Source organism: Vibrio gallicus, assembly GCF_024346875.1.
Classification (GTDB): domain Bacteria; phylum Pseudomonadota; class Gammaproteobacteria; order Enterobacterales; family Vibrionaceae; genus Vibrio; species Vibrio gallicus.
Genome location: NZ_AP024871.1, coordinates 2,154,315 through 2,175,546 on the forward strand (window position 1 = coordinate 2,154,315; position 21,232 = coordinate 2,175,546).

21 protein-coding genes are annotated in these 21,232 nt (G+C 43.9%); 12 read left to right on the plus strand and 9 right to left on the minus strand.

The annotated features are described in order from the left end of the window. Positions 1 to 12: 12 nt before the first annotated feature. The 11 genes from kdsD (at position 13) to mgtE (ending at position 8,248) form a co-directional block, all read left to right on the plus strand. Entirely contained in the window at positions 13 to 984 is a 972-nt protein-coding gene (gene kdsD, locus OCU28_RS10060; RefSeq protein WP_261816056.1) for an arabinose-5-phosphate isomerase KdsD, read from the plus strand. A gap of 3 nt (positions 985 to 987) precedes the next feature. Continuing rightward, complete coding sequence (gene kdsC / locus OCU28_RS10065) at positions 988 to 1,545, plus strand: 3-deoxy-manno-octulosonate-8-phosphatase KdsC (RefSeq protein ID WP_261816057.1); 558 nt, start codon at positions 988 to 990, stop codon at positions 1,543 to 1,545. Then, the gene (gene lptC, locus OCU28_RS10070; RefSeq protein ID WP_261816058.1) at positions 1,542 to 2,105 is read left to right on the plus strand and encodes an LPS export ABC transporter periplasmic protein LptC; all 564 of its coding nucleotides are present in this window, start codon (positions 1,542 to 1,544) and stop codon (positions 2,103 to 2,105) included. Before kdsC ends, lptC begins: the two co-directional genes overlap by 4 nt. Further along, the gene (gene lptA / locus OCU28_RS10075; protein WP_261816059.1) at positions 2,086 to 2,583 is read left to right on the plus strand and encodes a lipopolysaccharide transport periplasmic protein LptA; all 498 of its coding nucleotides are present in this window, start codon (positions 2,086 to 2,088) and stop codon (positions 2,581 to 2,583) included. Before lptC ends, lptA begins: the two co-directional genes overlap by 20 nt. Positions 2,584 to 2,589: 6 nt before the next feature. Continuing rightward, a complete protein-coding gene (gene lptB, locus OCU28_RS10080) occupies positions 2,590 to 3,315 on the plus strand; it encodes an LPS export ABC transporter ATP-binding protein (RefSeq protein ID WP_261816060.1) in 726 nt (241 codons plus the stop codon). Between the two features lie 24 nt (positions 3,316 to 3,339). Further along, positions 3,340 to 4,815 (plus strand): RNA polymerase factor sigma-54, encoded by a 1,476-nt coding sequence (locus OCU28_RS10085; protein WP_261816061.1) that lies wholly within the window; start codon positions 3,340 to 3,342, stop codon positions 4,813 to 4,815. 21 nt (positions 4,816 to 4,836) lie between these two features. Beyond that, positions 4,837 to 5,124: a ribosome hibernation promoting factor gene (gene hpf, locus OCU28_RS10090; RefSeq protein WP_261816062.1), complete on the plus strand. Its 288-nt coding sequence runs from the start codon at positions 4,837 to 4,839 to the stop codon at positions 5,122 to 5,124. Between the two features lie 2 nt (positions 5,125 to 5,126). Next, positions 5,127 to 5,594, plus strand: a complete 468-nt coding sequence (gene ptsN / locus OCU28_RS10095) for a PTS IIA-like nitrogen regulatory protein PtsN (RefSeq protein WP_261816063.1) — start codon at positions 5,127 to 5,129, stop codon at positions 5,592 to 5,594. Continuing rightward, the gene (gene rapZ, locus OCU28_RS10100) at positions 5,587 to 6,453 is read left to right on the plus strand and encodes an RNase adapter RapZ (protein ID WP_261816064.1); all 867 of its coding nucleotides are present in this window, start codon (positions 5,587 to 5,589) and stop codon (positions 6,451 to 6,453) included. The genes ptsN and rapZ overlap by 8 nt, the downstream gene beginning before the upstream one ends. After that, a complete protein-coding gene (locus OCU28_RS10105) occupies positions 6,453 to 6,725 on the plus strand; it encodes an HPr family phosphocarrier protein (RefSeq protein WP_261816065.1) in 273 nt (90 codons plus the stop codon). Before rapZ ends, OCU28_RS10105 begins: the two co-directional genes overlap by 1 nt. 164 nt (positions 6,726 to 6,889) lie before the next feature. Further along, entirely contained in the window at positions 6,890 to 8,248 is a 1,359-nt protein-coding gene (gene mgtE / locus OCU28_RS10110) for a magnesium transporter (RefSeq protein ID WP_261816066.1), read from the plus strand. 75 nt (positions 8,249 to 8,323) lie between these two features. Here the strand turns inward: mgtE and pmbA are convergent, their stop codons facing one another. Then, positions 8,324 to 9,667, minus strand: a complete 1,344-nt coding sequence (gene pmbA / locus OCU28_RS10115) for a metalloprotease PmbA (protein ID WP_261816067.1) — start codon at positions 9,665 to 9,667, stop codon at positions 8,324 to 8,326. A gap of 134 nt (positions 9,668 to 9,801) precedes the next feature. On the opposite strand from pmbA, the gene yjgA reads away from it, so the two are divergent. Continuing rightward, positions 9,802 to 10,326: a ribosome biogenesis factor YjgA gene (gene yjgA / locus OCU28_RS10120; protein WP_261816068.1), complete on the plus strand. Its 525-nt coding sequence runs from the start codon at positions 9,802 to 9,804 to the stop codon at positions 10,324 to 10,326. A gap of 67 nt (positions 10,327 to 10,393) precedes the next feature. Here yjgA and tldD read toward each other — a convergent pair whose 3' ends face one another. From tldD to OCU28_RS10160, 8 genes are all read right to left on the minus strand, one after another. After that, a complete protein-coding gene (gene tldD, locus OCU28_RS10125) occupies positions 10,394 to 11,839 on the minus strand; it encodes a metalloprotease TldD (protein WP_261816069.1) in 1,446 nt (481 codons plus the stop codon). 23 nt (positions 11,840 to 11,862) lie between these two features. Further along, positions 11,863 to 12,687: a carbon-nitrogen hydrolase family protein gene (locus OCU28_RS10130; protein WP_261816070.1), complete on the minus strand. Its 825-nt coding sequence runs from the start codon at positions 12,685 to 12,687 to the stop codon at positions 11,863 to 11,865. Between the two features lie 9 nt (positions 12,688 to 12,696). Continuing rightward, entirely contained in the window at positions 12,697 to 16,566 is a 3,870-nt protein-coding gene (locus OCU28_RS10135; RefSeq protein ID WP_261816071.1) for a YhdP family protein, read from the minus strand. Positions 16,567 to 16,578: 12 nt separating this feature from the next. After that, a complete protein-coding gene (gene rng / locus OCU28_RS10140) occupies positions 16,579 to 18,048 on the minus strand; it encodes a ribonuclease G (protein WP_261816072.1) in 1,470 nt (489 codons plus the stop codon). Positions 18,049 to 18,065: 17 nt separating this feature from the next. Beyond that, entirely contained in the window at positions 18,066 to 18,641 is a 576-nt protein-coding gene (locus OCU28_RS10145) for a Maf family protein (RefSeq protein WP_261816073.1), read from the minus strand. Between the two features lie 3 nt (positions 18,642 to 18,644). Beyond that, positions 18,645 to 19,130, minus strand: coding sequence for a rod shape-determining protein MreD (mreD, locus tag OCU28_RS10150; protein WP_261816074.1), 486 nt, complete (start codon positions 19,128 to 19,130; stop codon positions 18,645 to 18,647). Then, a complete protein-coding gene (gene mreC / locus OCU28_RS10155) occupies positions 19,123 to 20,016 on the minus strand; it encodes a rod shape-determining protein MreC (RefSeq protein ID WP_261816075.1) in 894 nt (297 codons plus the stop codon). Before mreC ends, mreD begins: the two co-directional genes overlap by 8 nt. An 85-nt stretch (positions 20,017 to 20,101) precedes the next feature. Next, positions 20,102 to 21,145: a rod shape-determining protein gene (locus tag OCU28_RS10160; protein ID WP_261816076.1), complete on the minus strand. Its 1,044-nt coding sequence runs from the start codon at positions 21,143 to 21,145 to the stop codon at positions 20,102 to 20,104. Positions 21,146 to 21,232: the final 87 nt, after the last annotated feature.

The window sequence follows — 21,232 nt, forward strand, 5'->3', positions numbered from 1 at the left end:
AGGTAATAACCTGTGTCTGGATTCAATTTTAAGCAAGCTGCATGTGAGGTTCTCGATATTGAGGTCAAAGGGTTACAACAACTCTCACAGTACTTCAATGCCGAATTTGAACAAGCCTGCACCACTATCCTCAATAATAAAGAGGGGAAAGTGGTTGTTATGGGGATGGGTAAATCAGGCCATATTGGGAAAAAAATTGCGGCAACATTAGCTAGCACAGGTACCTCTGCATTTTTTGTTCATCCAGGCGAGGCCTCTCACGGAGACCTAGGTATGATAGAGGCTAATGATATCGTTCTGGCCATATCAAACTCAGGAGAATCAGGAGAAATACTGTCTCTGTTTCCGGTATTAAAGCGGCTCAGCATTCGCATTATTTCCATGACAGGTAAACCTAAATCAAGCATGGCTAAGCTTGCCGATATCCATTTGTGTATCTCGGTACCTCAAGAGGCGTGTCCAATTGAGCTGGCACCAACGGCAAGCACAACTGCAACCTTGGTTATGGGGGATGCATTGGCGATGGCGCTTATGCAAGCTCGCGGCTTTACCGCAGAAGATTTTGCACTTTCCCATCCAGGTGGAGCGCTCGGACGCAAACTATTACTAAAATTAGAAAACATCATGCATGTTGGTGATGAAGTGCCGTCGGTATTTGCTGACGCCAGTGTCAAAGATGCACTACTGGAAATCAGCCAAAAAGGATTGGGGATGACAGCGGTCGTAGACGAAGACCAGCATATCCTTGGTATCTTTACCGATGGTGACCTACGCCGATTACTCGACACTAAACTGGATATCCATAATGCGGTTATCGGTGATGTCATGAGCAAGAATCCAGCAACTGCTTCACCCGGTCTGCTTGCGGTTGAAGGTCTAAACATGATGCAAGAGAGAAGCATCACCGCTCTACTTCTTAGCCAACAAGGCAAGTTAGTCGGCGCACTCAATATGCATGATTTATTAAAAGCTGGGGTAATGTAACCTATGACTGAAATGATCAACACTCTATACGGCAGCGTCTCAAAGTCCGTATTTAACACCGCACAAGGTATTAAATTACTTATCTGCGATGTTGATGGCGTATTTTCAGACGGCCTGATTTATATGGGCAATGATGGCGAAGAGCTCAAAACGTTTCACACCCGTGACGGCTATGGCGTAAAGTCACTAATGAATGCAGGCATTGAGATCGCAATCATTACCGGAAGACGCTCTCAAATAGTTGAAAACCGCATGACAGCGTTAGGCATTAACCTGATTTATCAAGGTCAAGATGACAAGATTAAGGCCTATCATGATATTTGTAGTAAGCTCAATATTGCACCTGAACATACCGCTTATATTGGCGATGACTTAATCGACTGGCCGGTCATGAAGCATGTAGCACTGGGTGTGTGTGTGAATGATGGGCATCCGCTTTTAGCACAAAAAGCAGATTATGTTACTCAGATTAAAGGCGGTCATGGAGCGGTGCGTGAGGTATGTGACCTTATCCTTGAAGCGCGTGGCGAACTAGAACAACACAAAGGCTTGAGTATATGACCAGTTCGAGAATCTTTCAGTTGGTATTGGTGGGCATTATTGTATGTTCAGGCTACTACCTGCTAACGAATCAAGAACAGATAAAGACTCAGGTTAAGCCCGATTTAGAGCTGCCTACGTTTGTTGGCCACCGAGTAACCAATACTAATTTCGACCAAAATGGCACTCGCAACTATCTGATTACATCAGAAAAGCTAGAGCACTTCGCCGAAGATGGTCACACCGTATTTGATAACATCGTTCTGTATGTGTATCGTGAAGGTACAACAGAAGAATGGCAGGTAGTGTCTGATAAGGGCGTTTTGACTAAATCTCAACAGCTCACTTTAACTGGAAATGTTGTGGCAACTAACCTACTGCCTGACGCCAGTTTTGAGACACTTGAAACTGAAAAAATGATAATTGAATTGGACTCGAAAGACTTTAATAGCGATGTTCAGGTGACTTTAACTGGCCCTCAATTTGTCAATGTCGGCCAAGCCCTTGAAGGCAACCTAGATACCAACAAAGCAGTCCTATTCAACCATGTACAAGGTATTTATGAAAAAGCTAAGCCTTAGTTTATTAATTGGTGTTTTGCTCTCTCCAACAGCATTTGCTCTATCTACAGACTCAGAGCAACCTGTTTATATTGACTCAGATAGCCAACAGCTGGATATGAAGAGCAATAAAGTGACCTTTTTAGGTGACGTAAAGATGCGCCAAGGTAGCATTAATGTTGAGGGTGACAAGGTTGTTGTTTATCGAAACCCCAAAGATGGTTCAATCAAAGAAGTTGAAGCTTTTGGTAAATTAGCCAAGTTTTCGCAATTAACCGATGATGGTAAAACCATTAAAGGTCATGCCGAAGAGCTTTACTACAACATGTCAAAAGATGAGTTGACCATGATTAAGCAGGCAATGCTTGCACAAGATGACAGCACGATTCACGGTGACAAGATTAACTACCATATTACGACTGAAAAAATGGTAGCTGAAAGTAATAAAGGCTCTCGCGTGTCGACTATTTTGCAGCCTCAACCTAAGCAGAAGAAATAATCCATCATGGCAGTCTTAAAAGCGGAACACCTAGCCAAAAGCTATAAAAACCGTAAGGTTGTAGCTGATGTAAGCCTACAGGTAGAATCAGGTCAAATCGTAGGTTTGCTTGGCCCTAACGGTGCAGGAAAAACCACTTCGTTTTATATGATAGTAGGGTTAGTTGCGCGTGATGAGGGGGCTATTCTCATCGATGATAACGATATCAGCCTACTTCCCATGCATAGTCGATCTCGAATGGGGATTGGCTATCTTCCACAAGAAGCCTCTATATTTAGAAAACTCTCGGTAGAAGATAACATCTATGCGGTGTTGCAAACCCGCGATGATATTTCAAAGCAAGAGCGTGACGATAAGCTCGAAGAATTGTTGGACGAATTCAATATTCAACATATCCGTAAAAGCGCTGGTATGGCACTTTCCGGTGGTGAGCGCCGCCGCGTAGAGATAGCTCGTGCACTGGCGGCCAACCCACAATTTATCTTACTCGATGAGCCTTTTGCTGGCGTTGATCCCATCTCAGTTATTGATATCAAAAAAATCATTGAACACCTGCGTGACCGTGGGCTTGGAGTATTGATTACTGACCACAACGTTCGTGAAACACTGGATGTATGTGAGCGTGCATATATCGTAAGTCAGGGCCATTTGATAGCCGAAGGGACACCTGAACAAGTCCTAAGCAATGAACAGGTTAAGAAAGTTTATCTTGGCGAGCAATTCCGCCTTTAACCTGTCAACCCAGTCGGTCCTATTATGAAAGCAGCGTTACAACTCAAATTTGGACAGCAACTGGCAATGACTCCACAGTTGCAGCAGGCAATTCGTCTACTGCAACTTTCTAGCCTAGACCTGCAACAAGAGATCCAAGAAGCCCTCGATTCCAATCCCCTGCTTGAAGTTACAGAAGACAATGACCAATTGGGCGGTGAGGATAAGCAAAACTCAACCGATGAGATAGCATCATCTCAATCAGAGTTATCAGCAACAGAGTCAGAGCCTAGCGCGCCCGATAGCGCTGAATTGATGGGACAGAATGCACTCAAGAATGATCTCGAAATAGATACATCTTGGGAAGAAGTGTATAGCGCAAATAGTGGCAATACCGGAATCGCATCTGATGACGAGCTCCCCGTCTACCAAGGTGAAACTCAAGATAATCTTTATGACCACCTATTGTGGCAAGTAGAGCTGACACCATTTAGTGAAGTCGATCATGCGATTGCAATGGCAGTTATTGATGCCATTGATGAACGAGGTTTTTTAACCTTATCTGTGGCAGAGATTACTGCAAGCTTGAATCTAGAAGACCTAGAAGAGGATGAGGTTGTTGCCGTTATAAAGCGCATTCAACAATTCGAACCACTTGGAGTTGGCTCTAGAAATCTACAAGAATGCTTGCTAATTCAATTAAATGCTCTGCCCAATGACACCCCTTGGAAAGCACAAGCTCATCAAGTTCTACAACATCATATTCAACAATTAGCCAATCGCGACTACAAAATAATCGTGAAAGAAACTAAGCTCAAAGAGCATGAGTTAATTGAGGTGTTGCAACTGGTTCAGCGTCTAGACCCTAGACCTGGTAGCCAGATTGGTGATAGCAGCATCGAGTATGTAATACCCGATATATATGTATTAAAGATCAACGGTAAGTGGGCGGTTTCATTAAACAAAACCAACATTCCACAACTTAACGTCAACCAAACCTATGCATCAATGTCGGTTAGTGACAGCCGTGAGAACCAATACATTAAAGATCAACTGCAAGAAGCAAAATGGTTGATTCGCAGCCTAGAGAATCGAAATGATACTCTACTTAAGGTCGCTAAGTGTATTGTTGAAAACCAGCAGCAATTCTTCGATCAAGGCGAAGAAGCAATGCAACCTATGATACTAAATGATGTAGCTGAGGCTATTGATATGCATGAATCAACTATATCACGGGTCACAACTCAAAAATTTATGCACACCCCAAGAGGGATTTTTGAACTAAAATATTTTTTCTCAAGTCATGTAAGCAATGAAGAGGGTGAAGACAAATCTTCTACTGCAATACGTGCCATGATTAAAAAGCTGGTTGCCGAGGAGAACGGAACCAAGCCATTAAGTGATAATAAAATTACTACCCTACTTGCTGAACAAGGAGTCAAAGTCGCGAGGCGTACTGTTGCAAAGTATCGTGAATCTCTCGGCATTGCTCCATCGAGTCAGCGAAAACGCCTCATTTAGGCATCAATAGAAGGAACGTTTATGCAAATCAATATGACAGGCCACCACGTTGAGCTAACTGATTCACTTCAAGAATATGTAAATAATAAATTCCAAAAATTAGAGCGTTTTTTTGAGCATATTACTAATGTTCAGGTTATCCTTAAGCTTGAAAAAGTAAACCATATCGCCGAGGCTACACTCCATGTAGCACAGGGTGATATTCACGCGACAGCAGAAGCTGAGAATATGTATGCTGCCGTCGATGGCTTAGTTGATAAATTAGTTCGTCAACTGACTAAGCATAAAGAGAAGTTAAGTAGTCATTAACCATGCAAATTAATGAAGTATTGTCACTGGACTGCACCAAGAGTGCGGTTCAGTGCTCAAGTAAAAAGCGCGCGTTAGAGCTTATCAGTAAGATAGTGTCTGAGCATACAGGTCAAGACTCAACTGAGTTATTTGAGTGTATGTTGGGTCGAGAAAAGCTCGGTAGTACTGGCATCGGAAATGGTATCGCCATTCCCCATGCTCGTATGACTAATTCAGATAAAGCTGTCGCGGTACTCCTTCAGTGTGAAGAAGCGATAGAATTTGATTCTGTAGATAATCGTCCTGTAGACCTGTTATTTGCTTTGTTGGTGCCTGAAAATCAATGTAAAGAGCACCTTAAAACCTTATCTAGCATGGCTAAGTGCCTAAACGATAAGAAAATAACTAAACGTCTACGCCATGCACAAAGTGATGAAGAGCTATTTGAAATAATGCTCTCCCAAAATAATGGAGAAGATAATGCCTAAGTCTCGCCAACTAGTTGTTGTCAGTGGCAACTCTGGTGGTGGTAAAAGTGTCGCTCTTCGAGCCCTTGAAGACCTCGGTTATTATTGCGTTGATAACCTTCCCGTGACCCTACTAGGCGCCTTTGTAAATGGCTTAAGCTTCAAGCAGCAGCGCGTCGCAGTAAGCATTGATATAAGAAACCTTCCGCTTGATCCTGCACAAGTAAATACGGCTTTAGATGCTCTTGAAGACTCGATAACCGTTACTATGTTGTTCCTTGAAGCCGATGAGCAAACACTGGTTAAACGCTATAGTGAAACTCGTCGCATCCATCCCCTATCATTGAACGAAAAATGCCGAACCCTACATCAAGCGATTGTCGAAGAGCGACAACTATTGGTCAGCCTTAAAGCAAAAGCCAATATACTCATCGACAGTAGTAAACTTTCTATTCATGACCTTAGTGAGTTGGTCAGGAAACGCGTTCTAGGGCAAAACGGGCAAGAGCTAGTGATGGTGTTTGAGTCATTTGGATTCAAACACGGACTCCCAGTTGATGTCGATTATGTATTTGATGTTCGCTTTTTACCTAATCCTCACTGGGAAGCTAAGCTTCGCCCTTTCACTGGATTAGACAAGGCAATTCAAGATTATTTGTACAGCTTTGATGATGTTGTTGAACTCAAGCAGCAAATAGAAGCCTTTATCGAACGCTGGTTGCCTTCGTTGGAGAAAAATAACCGCAGCTACCTGACTGTTGCTATCGGCTGTACTGGAGGAAAGCACCGCTCTGTTTTTCTCGCTCAACAGATCGGTGAACACTTTATGCAGCAAGGTAAAAATGTGCTCATTCGTCACACCCAATTAGAGCGTCATTAATGATCGTATCGAAAACTCTATTTATTCAGAATCGCCTAGGTTTACATGCTCGCGCAGCAGTTAAGCTGGTTGAGTTAGCCCAAGGCTTTGATGCTAAAGTTACCCTCAGCAATCAGGAAGGCAATGCACAGGCTGACAGTGTGATGGGACTTTTAATGCTAGAGTCTGGACAGGGTGAGCAGATCACCATCACCACCGAAGGCGATGAGGCACAGGTAGCACTCAATGCGATTGCCGAACTGATAGAAGGTAAGTTTGAAGAAGACGAATAGCGCGCAATAATTCACCAGTCACAACCTTTTCTCTGTATATATCCATCAGATTTTTAAGAAGTTATTAAACCTTATCTCAAAATAGGCTAATATCTTCTATGCTCAAGCACACCTAAATCCTTGAGTCATTATCTTATCAAAATAGCATCAATTGGAGGTACATCATGGCGGAACAGATCGAGTTTGATCAAGCCCACCAAACGCTCCAAGAAGTCGGCGATGCATTAGATAATGGTCGATTTGTCTTTGTTCGTCGCCAGCTCCAAAGTATGGAGCCGGAAGATATTGCCCACTTGCTTGAAGCATCTCCTCGCAAAAGCCGAGAGGTTTTATGGCAACTTACCGATCCTGAGGATTACGGTGAGATTCTAGATGAACTTAGCGAGGACGTAAAAGACAGCCTAGTTTCTAAGATGGCTCCAGACCGCTTGGCTCAAGCGACTGAAGGCTTGGAAACCGATGATGTCGCCTATGTATTGCGAAGCCTACCTAACAATCTATCACAGCAAGTCCTTGGACAAATGGATAGTGCCGATAGGCTACGAGTAGAAAAAGCACTTTCGTATCCTGAAGACACCGCTGGCGGCCTGATGAATACTGACGTTACCACCATTCGTGGTGATGTCGATATCGACGTAGTACTTCGCTATATGCGAATGAAAGGTGAGCTCCCAGAAGCCACTGATACCTTGTATGTCATTGATGATGACAACCGCTTGATAGGCCATCTATCTCTAACCACTCTTCTTACGACTCAAACAGATATCTCTGTTATTGATGTAATGGAAGATACTGATGAAGCTATTTTAGTCAGTATTAGTGATACCGACGTTGCAAGCCTATTTGAACGTAGAAACTGGATTTCAGCGCCAGTAGTTGATGAAAACCAGCATCTAGTAGGCAGGATCACCATCGATGATGTGGTCGATGTTATTCGTGAAGATGCCGAGCACTCCATGATGAGTATGGCAGGTATGGATGACGATGAAGATACCTTTGCCCCAGTGGTTAAATCAGCACGCCGCCGCAGTATATGGCTAGGTGCGAATGTCCTTGCTGCGTTAGCTGCAGCATCCGTATCCAACATCTTTGAAGCCACACTGGAACAAATGGCTGCAATTGCAGTGTTGATGACCATAGTCCCTTCTATGGGGGGAGTCGCTGGAAATCAGACCGTTGCGCTAGTGATTCGTGGTCTTGCTTTAGGGCATATCGGCGACAGTAACCGCAAAGAGCTGCTATTTAAAGAAGCCGCTATCGGGCTCCTTAACGGGATTCTATGGGCTCTAATTATCGGGGCTATTGTAGTGGTATGGAAAGGAGACTGGCTACTAGGCAGCATTATATCCGGAGCGATGTTGGCTAACCTAGTTGTAGCTGGTATTGCAGGGGTTACCATCCCTATCATTTTGAAGAAGATGAATATTGACCCAGCCCTTGCCGGTGGAATGGCATTAACCACGATTACAGACGTAGTTGGTTTATCGGTATTCCTTGGGCTAGCCACCTTATTCTTAATCTAAGTAAACAAAGTATTCCTAAAAAAAGCGAGCTAATTAGCTCGCTTTTTTGTATTTACTCTTCAAATTACAGATCAGCTAGTTACCTGCAACCTTCATTGATTCAATTAAGATTGAACCGGTTTGGATCTGGGAGCGCGTTTCAACATCGTTACCCACAGCAACAATGTTTTGGTACATATCTTTTAGATTACCCGCGACCGTTACCTCAGACACTGGATATTGAATTACTCCATTCTCAACCCAAAACCCAGATACGCCACGAGAATAGTCACCCGTTACACCATTAACACCTTGCCCCATAACCTCGGTCACCAACAAACCAGTGCCTAGCTCTTTGAGCATGCCATCAAAATTCTGACCTGTTGATTCAACAAACCAGTTATGTATGCCACCTGCATGACCAGTTGTGGTCATATCGAGTTTTCGAGCCGCATAGCTAGTTAGTAGATATGTCGCCAAAGTACCATCAGAGATAATGTCGTAATCTTTGGTTTGTACACCTTCACTATCAAAAGGCGTTGACGCTAAACCGCGTAATAGATGCGGGCGCTCAGTGACATTAAACCAATCAGGCAAGATTTTTTTACCTAAATGGTCAAGTAAAAAAGACGACTTACGATATAAGCTACCACCGCTAATTGCTGTGGCAAGATGTCCTAATAGTCCGGTTGCGACATCTGCGGTAAACATAATTGGATATTGACCAGTAGGAATTTGTCGAGCATCTAAACGCTGCACGGTACGCTCAGCCGCTTTGATACCAACAGTTTCTGGAGTCCATAGGTCTTCAGTACTGCGAGCAATCGTATAGCTATAGTCGCGCTCCATTGTCTGATCTTTACCCTCTGCTATCACGCAACAACTAATACTATGTCGACTAGAAGGATAGCTGGCTAATACACCATGTGAGTTACCATAAACTCGAATACCATAATGGCTGTCATAGCTCGCTCCATCACTTTGTTTGATCTTGTCGCTATAATTTAGGCTTGCTTCTTCAGCTTGAATAGCAAGTTGAGCTGCTAAATCAGGGTTAGGCTCATCCGGATGAAAAAGATCCAGATCTTTGATTTCTTTAACCATTAGTTCAGCAGGTGCTGGACCGGCAAATGGGTCTTGTGAGGTATATTTAGCAATATCTAAAGCCGCTGCAACGGTTTGTGCTATCGCCTTCTCACTAAGATCGGACGTAGACGCGCTGCCTTTGCGTTGACCACGATAAACTGTTATTCCAAGTGCACCATCGCTGTTAAACTCAACGTTCTCAACTTCGCCCATCCGAGTTGAGACACTCAAGCCGGTCGACTTGTTGATAGCAACCTCAACCGCATCAGCGCTAACTTTAGCCAACTCTAAAGCGCGAGCAACAGCAGATTCTAATTCAATTTTTTGTTGGGCAATTTGTTGTCTAGCGTCCATATTTAAATCAATCATTTGCGAACAATAAAGGGTAGAATAACAAGCTTTTCGCTTTCTCCCCAATTTGTTTGGTAAAATAACTGGTATCAAGCGAAATCCACATTACGATTTGAGCAAATTAAGAGCATCTTTTTATGGCAAGAAAAAACCAAAAAGCCCCTTGGGAAGAGGAAGAAGAGATCATCTGGGTAAGTAAAACCGAGATGAAAGAAGATATGGAAGTCCTACAGAAGCTTGGTGAAGAGTTAGTTGGCCTAAAGCCTTCTGTATTAGCAAAGTTCCCACTACCTGATCAGCTTGCTGAAGCTATCAAGGATGCGCAGCGCTTCAAAAATGAAGCCAAGCGTCGCCAATTGCAATTCATTGGTAAGCTAATGCGTCAGGTAGAGCCTGAGCTTATTCAAGCGGCGTTGGATAAACACCGCAACAAACATGCTCAAGCATCAGCTGAGTTACACAAGCTTGAAAGCTTACGTGATGAACTGATCGAGCAAGGCGATGTGGCAATTGAAAAGGTATTAGAGCTATACCCAAGCGTTGATCGCCAACGTTTACGTCAACTTGTGCGTCAAGCCAACAAAGAGAAGAAGCTTAACAAGCCGCCTAAGGCTTATCGTGAAATTTTCCAAACCCTAAAAGAATTACACGACAAAGTTTAAGCATCATCAGTAACCCAAAAGGCCTGCTTATTAAAGCAGGCCTTTTTTAATATAACTCAACGGCTCGTTATTCAGTACCACCAACCGTAATACTATCAAGCTTCAAGGTTGGCTGACCTACGCCCACAGGAACCGTTTGACCTGCTTTACCGCATACGCCAACACCGGCATCTAGCTGTAAATCATTCCCCAACATAGATACCTGCTGCATGGCTTCAATACCAGAGCCGATCAAGGTCGCTCCTTTAACTGGGCGCGTTATCTTACCGTCTTCAATTAGGTACGCCTCTGAAGTAGAGAATACAAATTTACCTGAAGTAATATCTACTTGCCCGCCAGCAAAGCCTGGTGCGTATAGTCCTCTTTTAACCGTAGAGATAATCTCTTCTGGGGTGTGCTCCCCTGGTAGCATGTAGGTATTGGTCATACGCGGCATCGGTAGATGCGCAAAAGATTCACGACGACCATTCCCAGTCGGTGCAACCCCCATTAAACGGGCATTTAGCTTATCTTGCATGTAGCCCTTTAGAACACCATTTTCAATTAAGGTATTGTATTGTCCTGCAACGCCTTCATCATCAATGTTTAAAGAGCCTCGGCGATCAACTAGGGTTCCATCATCCACAATAGTACATAGGCTAGAGGTGACTTTTTCTCCAACCTTACCGGAAAATACCGAAGAACCTTTACGATTAAAGTCACCTTCAAGGCCATGGCCTAACGCTTCATGTAAAAGCACTCCAGGCCAACCAGCCCCAAGAACAACTGGCATAGCGCCTGCAGGGGCTGCATCTGATTCTAGGTTTACTAATGCGAGTCGAATTGCTTCATCAGCAAAATGCATCGCTATACTCTTATCACCTTGCAGCTGTAAGAAGTGCTGATAGCCATAGCGACCACCGCCACCGGTAGAACCTCGCTCACGGCGTTCACCACGCTGAGCTAGAACACTGATAGACAAACGCACCAAAGGCCTGATATCGGCTGCATAGGTACCATCAGTCGCTGCTACAAGGATCTCTTCATAGACACCGCTTAAGCTAATATTCACTTCTTTAATCAGCGGTTCTTTGGCGCGAATGTAGGCGTCGAGCTCCTTTAATAGTGCGACTTTTTTGAGTTTATCTAAACTATCAAGGGGATTAATACTCGAATAATGAGGTGCTAAGTGTTGACGAGAAAACGTCTGAACACGACCACTCTGCCCTTGTTTAGCTATGCCCCTAGCGGCAAGAGCACTCTGATGTAAGGTATCAGCTTGGATCTGATCTGAGTATGCAAAGCCAGTTTTTTCACCACTGACAGCGCGCACGCCAACACCACGGTCAATATTGAACGAACCGTCTTTAATGATACTATCTTCCAGAACCAGTGTTTCATGCCAACTTGATTGAAAGTAGATATCAGCATAGTCCACATCTCGAGTGGCTATTATCGCGAGTGTTTCCTCAACTTTGGCTTCATCTAAGCCTGTTGGGGTCAAAAGTTCTTGTTCTACTAGCTGTATTGTCATAACCAACTCTTAAAAAATAAAGACTACAATGAGTGAAAGTGGCCGGAAACTGGCATTAAATGTCTCACTCTTTCGACCTCAGATAAATCAATATCTGCTTGTAAATTGCCTGGGGTCATTGCCGACTGAGTGAGTTTGCTCCCCCATGGGTCAATAATCATTGAATGACCCCATGTTTGTCGACTATGTGAGTGGTAACCACACTGGCCTACCCCAATAACCCATACCTGATTCTCTATCGCTCTGGCTCTCAATAAGGTTTCCCAGTGCGCCTCGCCAGTAACAGCCGTAAATGCCGCTGCTACAATAATTACCTCTGCGCCAGCAATTCTCATTTCACGATATAAATTAGCAAACCTAACATCATAACAAATAGAGAGACCTAACTTACCCGCTGGAGTGTCTACAACCCGCACTTCACTGCCATGAGCAAAGGTATCGGACTCTCTATAACTACCATGCTCGTCATCAACATCAACATCAAACAAATGGATCTTGTTGTAACTAGTAACCAGTAGTCCTAGGTCGTCATACACCAAGCAAGTTGAGTAAAGCTTTTCTGCAGAAGCCTTGGTTGGAAATGATCCTATAATGAGCCAAGTGCCATATTTTGCCGCAATTGAGCTCAAAGCTTGTTGCACAGGTCCAGTTCCTATCGGCTCCGCCAACGCTTGATAAGACTCTTTATCTGCAAACATCAAGCAGTTTTCTGGAGTTACGACTACTTTGCAACCTTGCTCACTGAGCGTCTTAACCTGTTGCTCAATATAATCTAAATTGTGTTGTAGAACCTCAGTTGAGCACATCTGTATTAAGCCAATTTTAGCTTTAGACATAAGTTTCGACATCGGGACCTCCTATTTATTGGCGTTCGCTTCCTGCTGGATCTCTTTTGGTATCTCGTAATCTCCCTTACGGCGAGATATTTCTTTCACCTTAGGATCGTTCATTGGCCCTTTCACTTCATAGGTTACCTTAGTGATAACCTCGACTACTGGGGCAACCACAGTACTGATAGCTAACACATACAGTGCTGTTTGAGGTGCCACAGCAAATGCAGTTAACATAGGTAAGCCAGAGGTTAGGTCGGGGCTAAATGTCACTTCAGCATCAACCATTTGTGTATTTAGGTTTGCTAACCCCTTAAGAGATAGGTCTCCAGAGATTGAATCCATCTCTAGGTTATTGGTGACAAAGATCCCTTTTTCTACCTTGCCGGTGCCATTGATGGAGCTAAATGCCAGCCCTTCATCAAACACATCAGAAAAGTCCAGCTGCATACGGCGAATAATTGAGTCTAGGCTAAACATACCTAATAGTTTAGCCGCGCCGCCCACATCTGAGATTACGCCACGCCCGAATTCAGCATTTACATCCCCTTTAAGGGTATTAACCTGCATATTCCACGGAGAACCCGTCCAGTTCATAGCTGCAGTGATATCAAATGGAGCCTTTTGAATACCAGAATCGATACCAAAACGCGCCATAATTTCAGAGTTGTCATCTCCTTTACCATTCACATCTACGTGGGAATGGCTTTTGTTTCCATCGAGCTCCCACCAGCCTTTCGCTTTAAGACTAGAGGTACCACTTGTGACGTTGGCCTTATTCCATACCATCTTAGAGCCATCATGCTGCATGTCGATATCAACCGAACCTACCTTATATCCCTGCATCCAAAAATCATCAATTTTAAGATTAAGGTTTGGCATTTTGTTAAAAAAGGCACGATCAAAGTCAGTGATCGGTGGCTGTTTCTCGGAAGGGGTTACAGCAACATCATCAACAATTTTCTCTGGCTTGGAGACATAGAGTTGCAGCTGTGACAGGTTCGCCGTTAGATTTTTTCCATCATATTCAGCACTGCCTTTAACCTGCGAGCTATCTACCGTGTATTGCCATTTATCACTCTGCTGTCGAGCTGTAAAGTTGACATCATTCCACTCTAGATTCCCTAGTTTAAGATCGCCGGTTTGTACTCGAACGCGCTTAGGCAGAGGTATCTGTGGTGCATTCACATCATGAAGAATAGGTTTCGGGCCAGACTGTGGCGTTTTTAGTACTTTTATCCATTCATCTAGATCAAGCTTGGCTAATCGCAATGAAGCATTGTGCCCCACGATTGGACTCACTCTAAAGCTACCAGTTCCAATAACGGTGTTGGTTGCAATAAGCTTAGGGTGTCCCTTTTCTATATTGATCTCGGTTTGAAATTTCGCATTCGGTATCTGTAGCCTTGCCGAGATCGATTCTTGATTGCCAGACGCTTGTAATCGAGCTTTACCTGCAATGCCAGATGCTTTACCTAAAGGTGCGGGATAGTTACTTTGTAAGAACTTGAGATTGGCATTAGTATCGATTTGATAGGTAAAACCAACATCATTCATCTGCAAATCTATCCCCATATTCCAAGGTGCATGCCCAGACAAACGCTGTAACCATGTTTTACCTAAGTAAGGCTCCAAGGGTTTAACCTTCCAGTCGCCAATCAAATCAATCCGCGTGTCATAGCCCTTATTTGAGTTTTGACCAGTAAAATCAAGTGAAATAGGTTGGTCTAGCACGCTAGCACTAAGACCAGAAGAGCTTACTTTGTCATTATCAAACGCAATACGCCCTGACGCATTGGTGAGGGTTATAGGAGGAGAACTAATATTAATATCATTGTCGTTTAAATCTGCATACCCCCATGCACGCGAATGACTGGTATCAGCAAAGGGGATATAAAGCTCAAACTGTGAATCAACCTCACCACCAATATCTATAGTGGTGAGCGCAGCACCTACAGAATCAACTAATGGTGATGCATTCATATAGTCACGAACATCTGAGCCCTTTGCTTTAGCCGCCGCGAAGATCTCTATATGCCCATCACCACTCAGGCTAGGGATCTTTCCTGATATTCTTTTCGCATTTATATTTAGAAGCTTGGCATCTTTTGAGTCCAAGAACATGGTTTCATTTTCAAATAACAGATCAAGCTGCATATCCGTTAGAGCAGGCCATGCGCTACTAAAGCTAAAGCTGGTTTTTCTTAGCGGCACCCATGCCTGAAAAATGCCGTCATGATTTTTATATGGGAAATCTGAAAGCTCACCGTACCATAGCAGTTTTGCAGTATGGACTTGTCCCTTACGAATACCCTCAGATAAGTAATCGGTAAGCCCCTGCCCTAAAGCAAGAGTGGGTAGATAGCGCCAAGTTTGCCCTGCATCGAGTAAGTCCGCTTCACTATAAAAGGATAAAAACGCAGGCTTATCTTTGGGAAAGTCTAGCTTAAATGCGCCTAAAGCCTGTAAATCTGGGGTCGCGATTGATACCTTGTCGGCCCAAAGACTCCATCCATCATCTGATGACTCCCACACTACATCTAGCTGAGCCTGTCGAATACGAAGTGGGGCTTGAAATACATCACCATAAGGCAAGACGTCATCCAGCAATGATATCTTAGCATTGGCTTTGTGGATTCCTCCGGCGATTTCAGCTTGTAAGGAATTAAAGCCAGGGATTAACTCCCAGTGATTCATTCTTCCTTGCTTGAGAGTTGCAGAGTACTGTAAAGAATCAACATCTTTTCCCATTGTGACTCTAAGGTCTTCAACAGTTCCACCAAGATTAACCTTCTCAACCCAAGCTTCAGTATCTTGCATCTTAGGTAATAAATCTAAGATTGGAGCCAGATTCTCTAGTTTCAATTTATTGGCATTCACAGACCACTGCTGTGGCGACCATTGCAAAGCAAAATTGATATCTGGCCAATGTTGGCGATTAGTCGTCACCGAGAAATCTTGAGCGTTCACCTGAAAGCCATTATCTTGTGGCTCAAGCTTCATCACGCCACTATTTAGAGTGAGTACATTTTCCTCACCAGAAGCTTCGCGCCACTTAAGCTCTGAAGGAGATATCTCCAAATAGGCATCTACAGGCTTATTCTCATCTAATGTAATCCATGTATTCAGGCTAACGCGTCCGGTTTCAACCTCCACGCCTTTGGCTAGGTAAGGCTTAACCCACGGCTTAATGTCGAAGTTTTTACCCTGCAGATAAAAATCGCCACTGACATTAGACAGACCATTGTGATCGGTAAAATCAGCAATGACGCTAACACTATTTAGCTGTACATCCTTAACACTAATCACCCCTTCAGCTTGGTGGCGATTACCGTTATTTAGCCAGTTAAGACGCTCGATATCGACTTCACGCTTTTCGCCAGCGATATCTCTGAATGTAATACTAGAGTTAGTGAGTGAGAACTCACTTAATTGCTGCAACAATAAGCGTTGCAACTGGAGTGCCGATTGATTGTTGGCTTCAGAATCTTGTTCGGAGGTAGTTGATGAGTGGAATAGATCGATGCCACTGATATCAACATGGATACCATCGACCACTAATTCGCTAACCTGTGGTCGTAGCGTCATGAGGGATTGCAACAGGTCAAACTCAACATCGACCTGAGAAACAGAGAAATGCTTAACACCTCCGCTTAGGTCTGCCTGCAAATCGGAAAGGGATAATGAAGGATGGGTGTTGCGCCAATATCCTTTTACCGAACCAATATCAAAGTGCAACCCAGAACCTTGGTTAATCCAAGCCTGAATCTCTTGTTGGTAATTATCAAGACGCGGCAAAGCAATGCGCAGCCCTGTGACTATGACAGCCATCAGGACAAACACAAATACTAATAAAGAGAGAAAAAAACGCTCTAATCGAACTGAAAATGAAGTCAATCTTACGTTACCTTACATCATGACAACATCAAACTGCTCTTGTACATATAGTGGCTCTGCCGACACTTTAACTTCTTTCCCTATAAACAGTTCTAATTCCGCCAAAGCGTGAGATTCATCGCCCATTAATGCCTCTGCAACGGATGGCGAAGCATAAACAAGGAAGCGGTCTGCATCATAGGCACGATTAACTCGCGTTATTTCACGCAGAACCTCAAAGCATACAGTTTCAACGGTTTTAACCGAGCCACGTCCTTCGCACGCAGGGCAATCTGAGCATAAAATATGTTCGATACTCTCACGAGTACGCTTGCGCGTCATCTCAACCAAACCCAACTGCGTAAAACCATTTATATTAGTTTTTACTCGGTCGTTATCCAGCGCCATTTCTAGAGAAGCGAGCACTCGCTTACGGTGCTCATCGGTGCTCATATCAATAAAATCAATGATGATAATACCGCCGAGATTACGCAAGCGCAGTTGACGAGCTATCGCTTCTGTCGCCTCAAGGTTAGTATTAAAAATAGTCTCTTCGAGGTTACGACGCCCTACAAAGGCTCCAGTATTGATATCAACTGTCGTCATGGCTTCAGTCTGGTCAATAATTAAATAACCACCTGATTTTAAGGGAACCTTACGATCCAATGAGCGTTGAATCTCACTCTCGGCATCGTACATATCGAAGATGGGCTTATCCCCATCATACAGGCTCAGTTTACTCGTTAATTCAGGTACAAATTCTTCAGTAAACTCAAGCAGTGATTCATATACCATATGTGAATCAACTTGGATCTTCGACAGCTCGGTTCCGACGAAATCTCTTAATAGACGCTGCTCTAGCCCAAGCTCACCATAAAGTGTGGAGCGGGTAATATATTTAGAGCGGCGCACCATGATTTTTTCCCATAGGCGCTTAAGGAATGCTGCGTCTTGGCTTAATTCATGTTCATCAGCGCCTTCTGCTGCGGTGCGAATAATAAAGCCACCAGCATCGTTGCAGTACGGAGATACTATCTTTTTAAGCCGAGTTCGCTCACTCTCAGACTCAATACGCTGAGATACGCCGACATGGCTTGCTCCCGGCATAAAGACCAGGTAGCGAGATGGCAGTGTAATATCTGTGGTGAGACGGGCACCTTTAGTACCCAAAGGGTCTTTAACAACCTGCACCACAATATCTTGTCCTTGACGGACCAGCTCAGAAATATCTTTGACTTGAAATTGCTGTTTCTCATTTTCAGAGACGCACTCAGTATGAGGAACAATATCTGATGCATGTAAAAAAGCCGCCTTGTCTAAACCAATATCGACAAATGCGGCCTGCATACCGGGCAAAACGCGACTAACGCGTCCTTTATAGATATTACTAACAATCCCTCTTCGAGATTCTCGCTCTACATGAACCTCTTGTAGAACACCACCTTCAATCATTGCCACCCGAGTCTCACTCGGGGTCGAATTTATCAATAACTCTGCACTCATAACGCACCTACAAATTTTTATAAAAATTGGTGCAAGAGCTGTTCGGTCTCATATAAAGGCAGGCCTACAACCGAGTGATAACTACCCTCGATTCGAGTAACAAATTTACCACCAATACCTTGAATTCCGTAGCTTCCTGCTTTGTCGCATGGTTCACCCGTTTGCCAATATTGTTCGATTTCTTGTTGGCTAATCGGTTTAAACCATACGTCTGTAATACATATTATGCAGTGTGTGCCCACACTGTTTCTTACACACACAGCTGTCATTACTTGATGTTGCCGTCCTGATAATTCAGTCAACATTTCGATGCTGTGTTCTAGATTATGAGGCTTTTCAAGAACGCGATTGTTGATAGTTACAACCGTATCTGCACCTAAAACCTGATGAGTAGCTTGATCTGGAGAGCTTAGACTAGAGTACACCGCCTCTGCTTTTTGTTGAGCAAGGCGCATAACATAGTCTTTGGCAAGCTCACCTTGCTGAATCTGTTCTTCTATATCACTGATTCGTATAGTGAAATCATAGCCTAATTGCGACAAAAGTTCTTTTCGTCTTGGCGAACCCGATGCCAATATAAGTGATTTATTCATTAGTTACCTTACTCGCCATGTGCGTCGCACGCGACGTAAAAGAAGGAACAACCAAGGCCACAAGATACCATTTATCAATCCTCCCCATAGCGCAGTAGGGTTAAAGATAACATCTTGAATAATAAACTCACCAAAGAATTCTATCACTACGCCAAGCATACTTAGTAAAGCGATAATCAAGGCTTGCTGCCACAATGCCATATTACGCATAACTAAGAAGTTAATCGCCACTAAATAAGTGATTATCGACATCGTTAGGCCACGAACGCCCAGGGTTGACCCCAAGAGTAAGTCCCATAGTAAACCAAGGATAAGCCCGGTACCGACATTTACTCGGTGAGGAGCCGCCATCACCCAGTAACAAGTCACTAGAATAAGCCAAGATGGACGCAATACATCCAACGTACCAGGCCAAGGGATGGTTTGCAGAATTAAGGCAACGATAAAAGTTGTCCAGATCACTAACTTGCTGTGCAGGATATTATTCATCGTTTTGTGTCTCTACAGGTACTTGAGGTTCTTGGGCTTCAGGATGGAAGGTTATCTCTTGCTGCTGGTCAGAAGGCCACACCAAAAGCAGATAGCGTAAACGCCCAAAGTCTACAGCAGGTGTCGCATTGATGGTTGAAAACTGTTGATGATTATTAATGACCACATCCGAAACAGTTGCCACCGGATACCCCTCAGGGTAGATACCACCTAAACCCGACGAGACCAATACATCGCCTTTCTTAATATCAAAATTACTAGGGATATGCTGGAGCTGCATTTCGCTAAAGTTACCCGTACCACCAGCAATAACTCGAATATCATTACGGATTACCTGAACAGGGATTGCTGAATTGGCATCAGGTAATAAAAGTACGCGGCTGTTATGCGCTGAGGTCTCAGCCACCTGCCCCACAATACCACTTTCATTGATAACAGGTTGCCCTTGATAAACACCGTCAACACGACCTTTATCAATAACAACTTGTTGATGATATGAAGAGGAATCTACCGCCATAACCTCAGTTACAACCTTCTTCTCATCCCTAACAAAAGATGACCCTAATAGCTTACGAAAGCGCTGATTCTCTTCTTTATATTGAGCAAGTAAGGTCAATTCACTTTTCTTGCGCAGAAGGTCTTCACGTAATAAACGATTGCTTTTAAGTAACTCTTGCTTGCTGTTCATCCGCTCATAAAGACCGGCAAACATTGCTCTTGGAAGATCCGCTGCGTACTGAATTGGTGAAACCGCAGTACTTAGGGCATAACGAACATTTGAAAAGGCGTCAAAACGACTATCAGCCAACATTAAGCTGGCTGATAATAGTACGGCAAAAAAGAGTCGCAGTTGCAGAGAAGGCCCTCTGCCAAAAATTGGATTCATGTTGTACTAACCAATTGGACTCATCAACGGCTCGCTTGGGTTCCAGTCAAGCCATTGATAAGCAAATGCGAAATTCACAGACAGGTTATTCGTCAGTGAATAAATCGCCGCCATGCATGTCGATCATCTCTAGGGCTTTACCGCCACCAAGAGCAACACAAGTTAGCGGCTCTTCTGCAACAACTACAGGAATACCGGTTTCTTCTGTTAATAAACGATCTAGGTCTTTTAGTAGCGCACCGCCACCAGTAAGAACCATACCGTTCTCAGAGATATCAGACGCAAGCTCTGGTGGGCACTGCTCTAGAGCAACCATAACCGCAGACACGATACCCGATAGAGGTTCCTGCAACGCTTCTAAGATCTCATTAGAGTTTAGACTAAAGCTACGTGGCACACCTTCTGCAAGGTTACGACCGCGCACTTCTAGCTCTTCAACTTCATCACCAGGGTAAGCCGAACCAATCACATGTTTGATCTTTTCAGCTGTTGCTTCGCCAATCAAACTGCCGTAGTTACGACGAACATAGTTGATAATCGCTTCATCAAAGCGGTCACCACCAATACGCACAGAAGATGAGTACACCACGCCGTTAAGCGAGATAACCGCGACTTCAGTTGTACCACCACCGATATCAACAACCATAGACCCAGTTGGTTCAGAAACACGTAGTCCTGCACCAATTGCCGCAGCCATAGGCTCATCAATTAGGTATACCTCACGTGCGCCAGCACCTAGAGCCGACTCACGAATCGCTCTGCGTTCAACCTGTGTTGAACCACAAGGCACACACACCAGTACTCGTGGGCTTGGTTTTAGAATACTGTTATCGTGCACTTGCTTGATAAAATGCTGCAGCATCTTCTCGGTCACAAAGAAGTCAGCAATTACGCCGTCTTTCATTGGGCGAATCGCAGAAATATTACCTGGAGTTCTACCTAGCATCTGCTTTGCATCATGGCCAACAGCCGCAACACTTTTCGCAGAACCTGTACGGTCTTGACGAATAGCAACTACCGAAGGTTCATCAAGAACAATACCTTGTCCTTTTACATAAATTAGAGTGTTCGCTGTACCCAAATCGATAGATAGATCATTTGAAAACATGCCACGAATTTTTTTAAACATATAGAAGCGCTCTTCTCACAAACTTTAGAAGAAAAAATTGTCTTAAATGTACCAATGCCTCTCTTATTGGGCAAGGTATTGCATTAT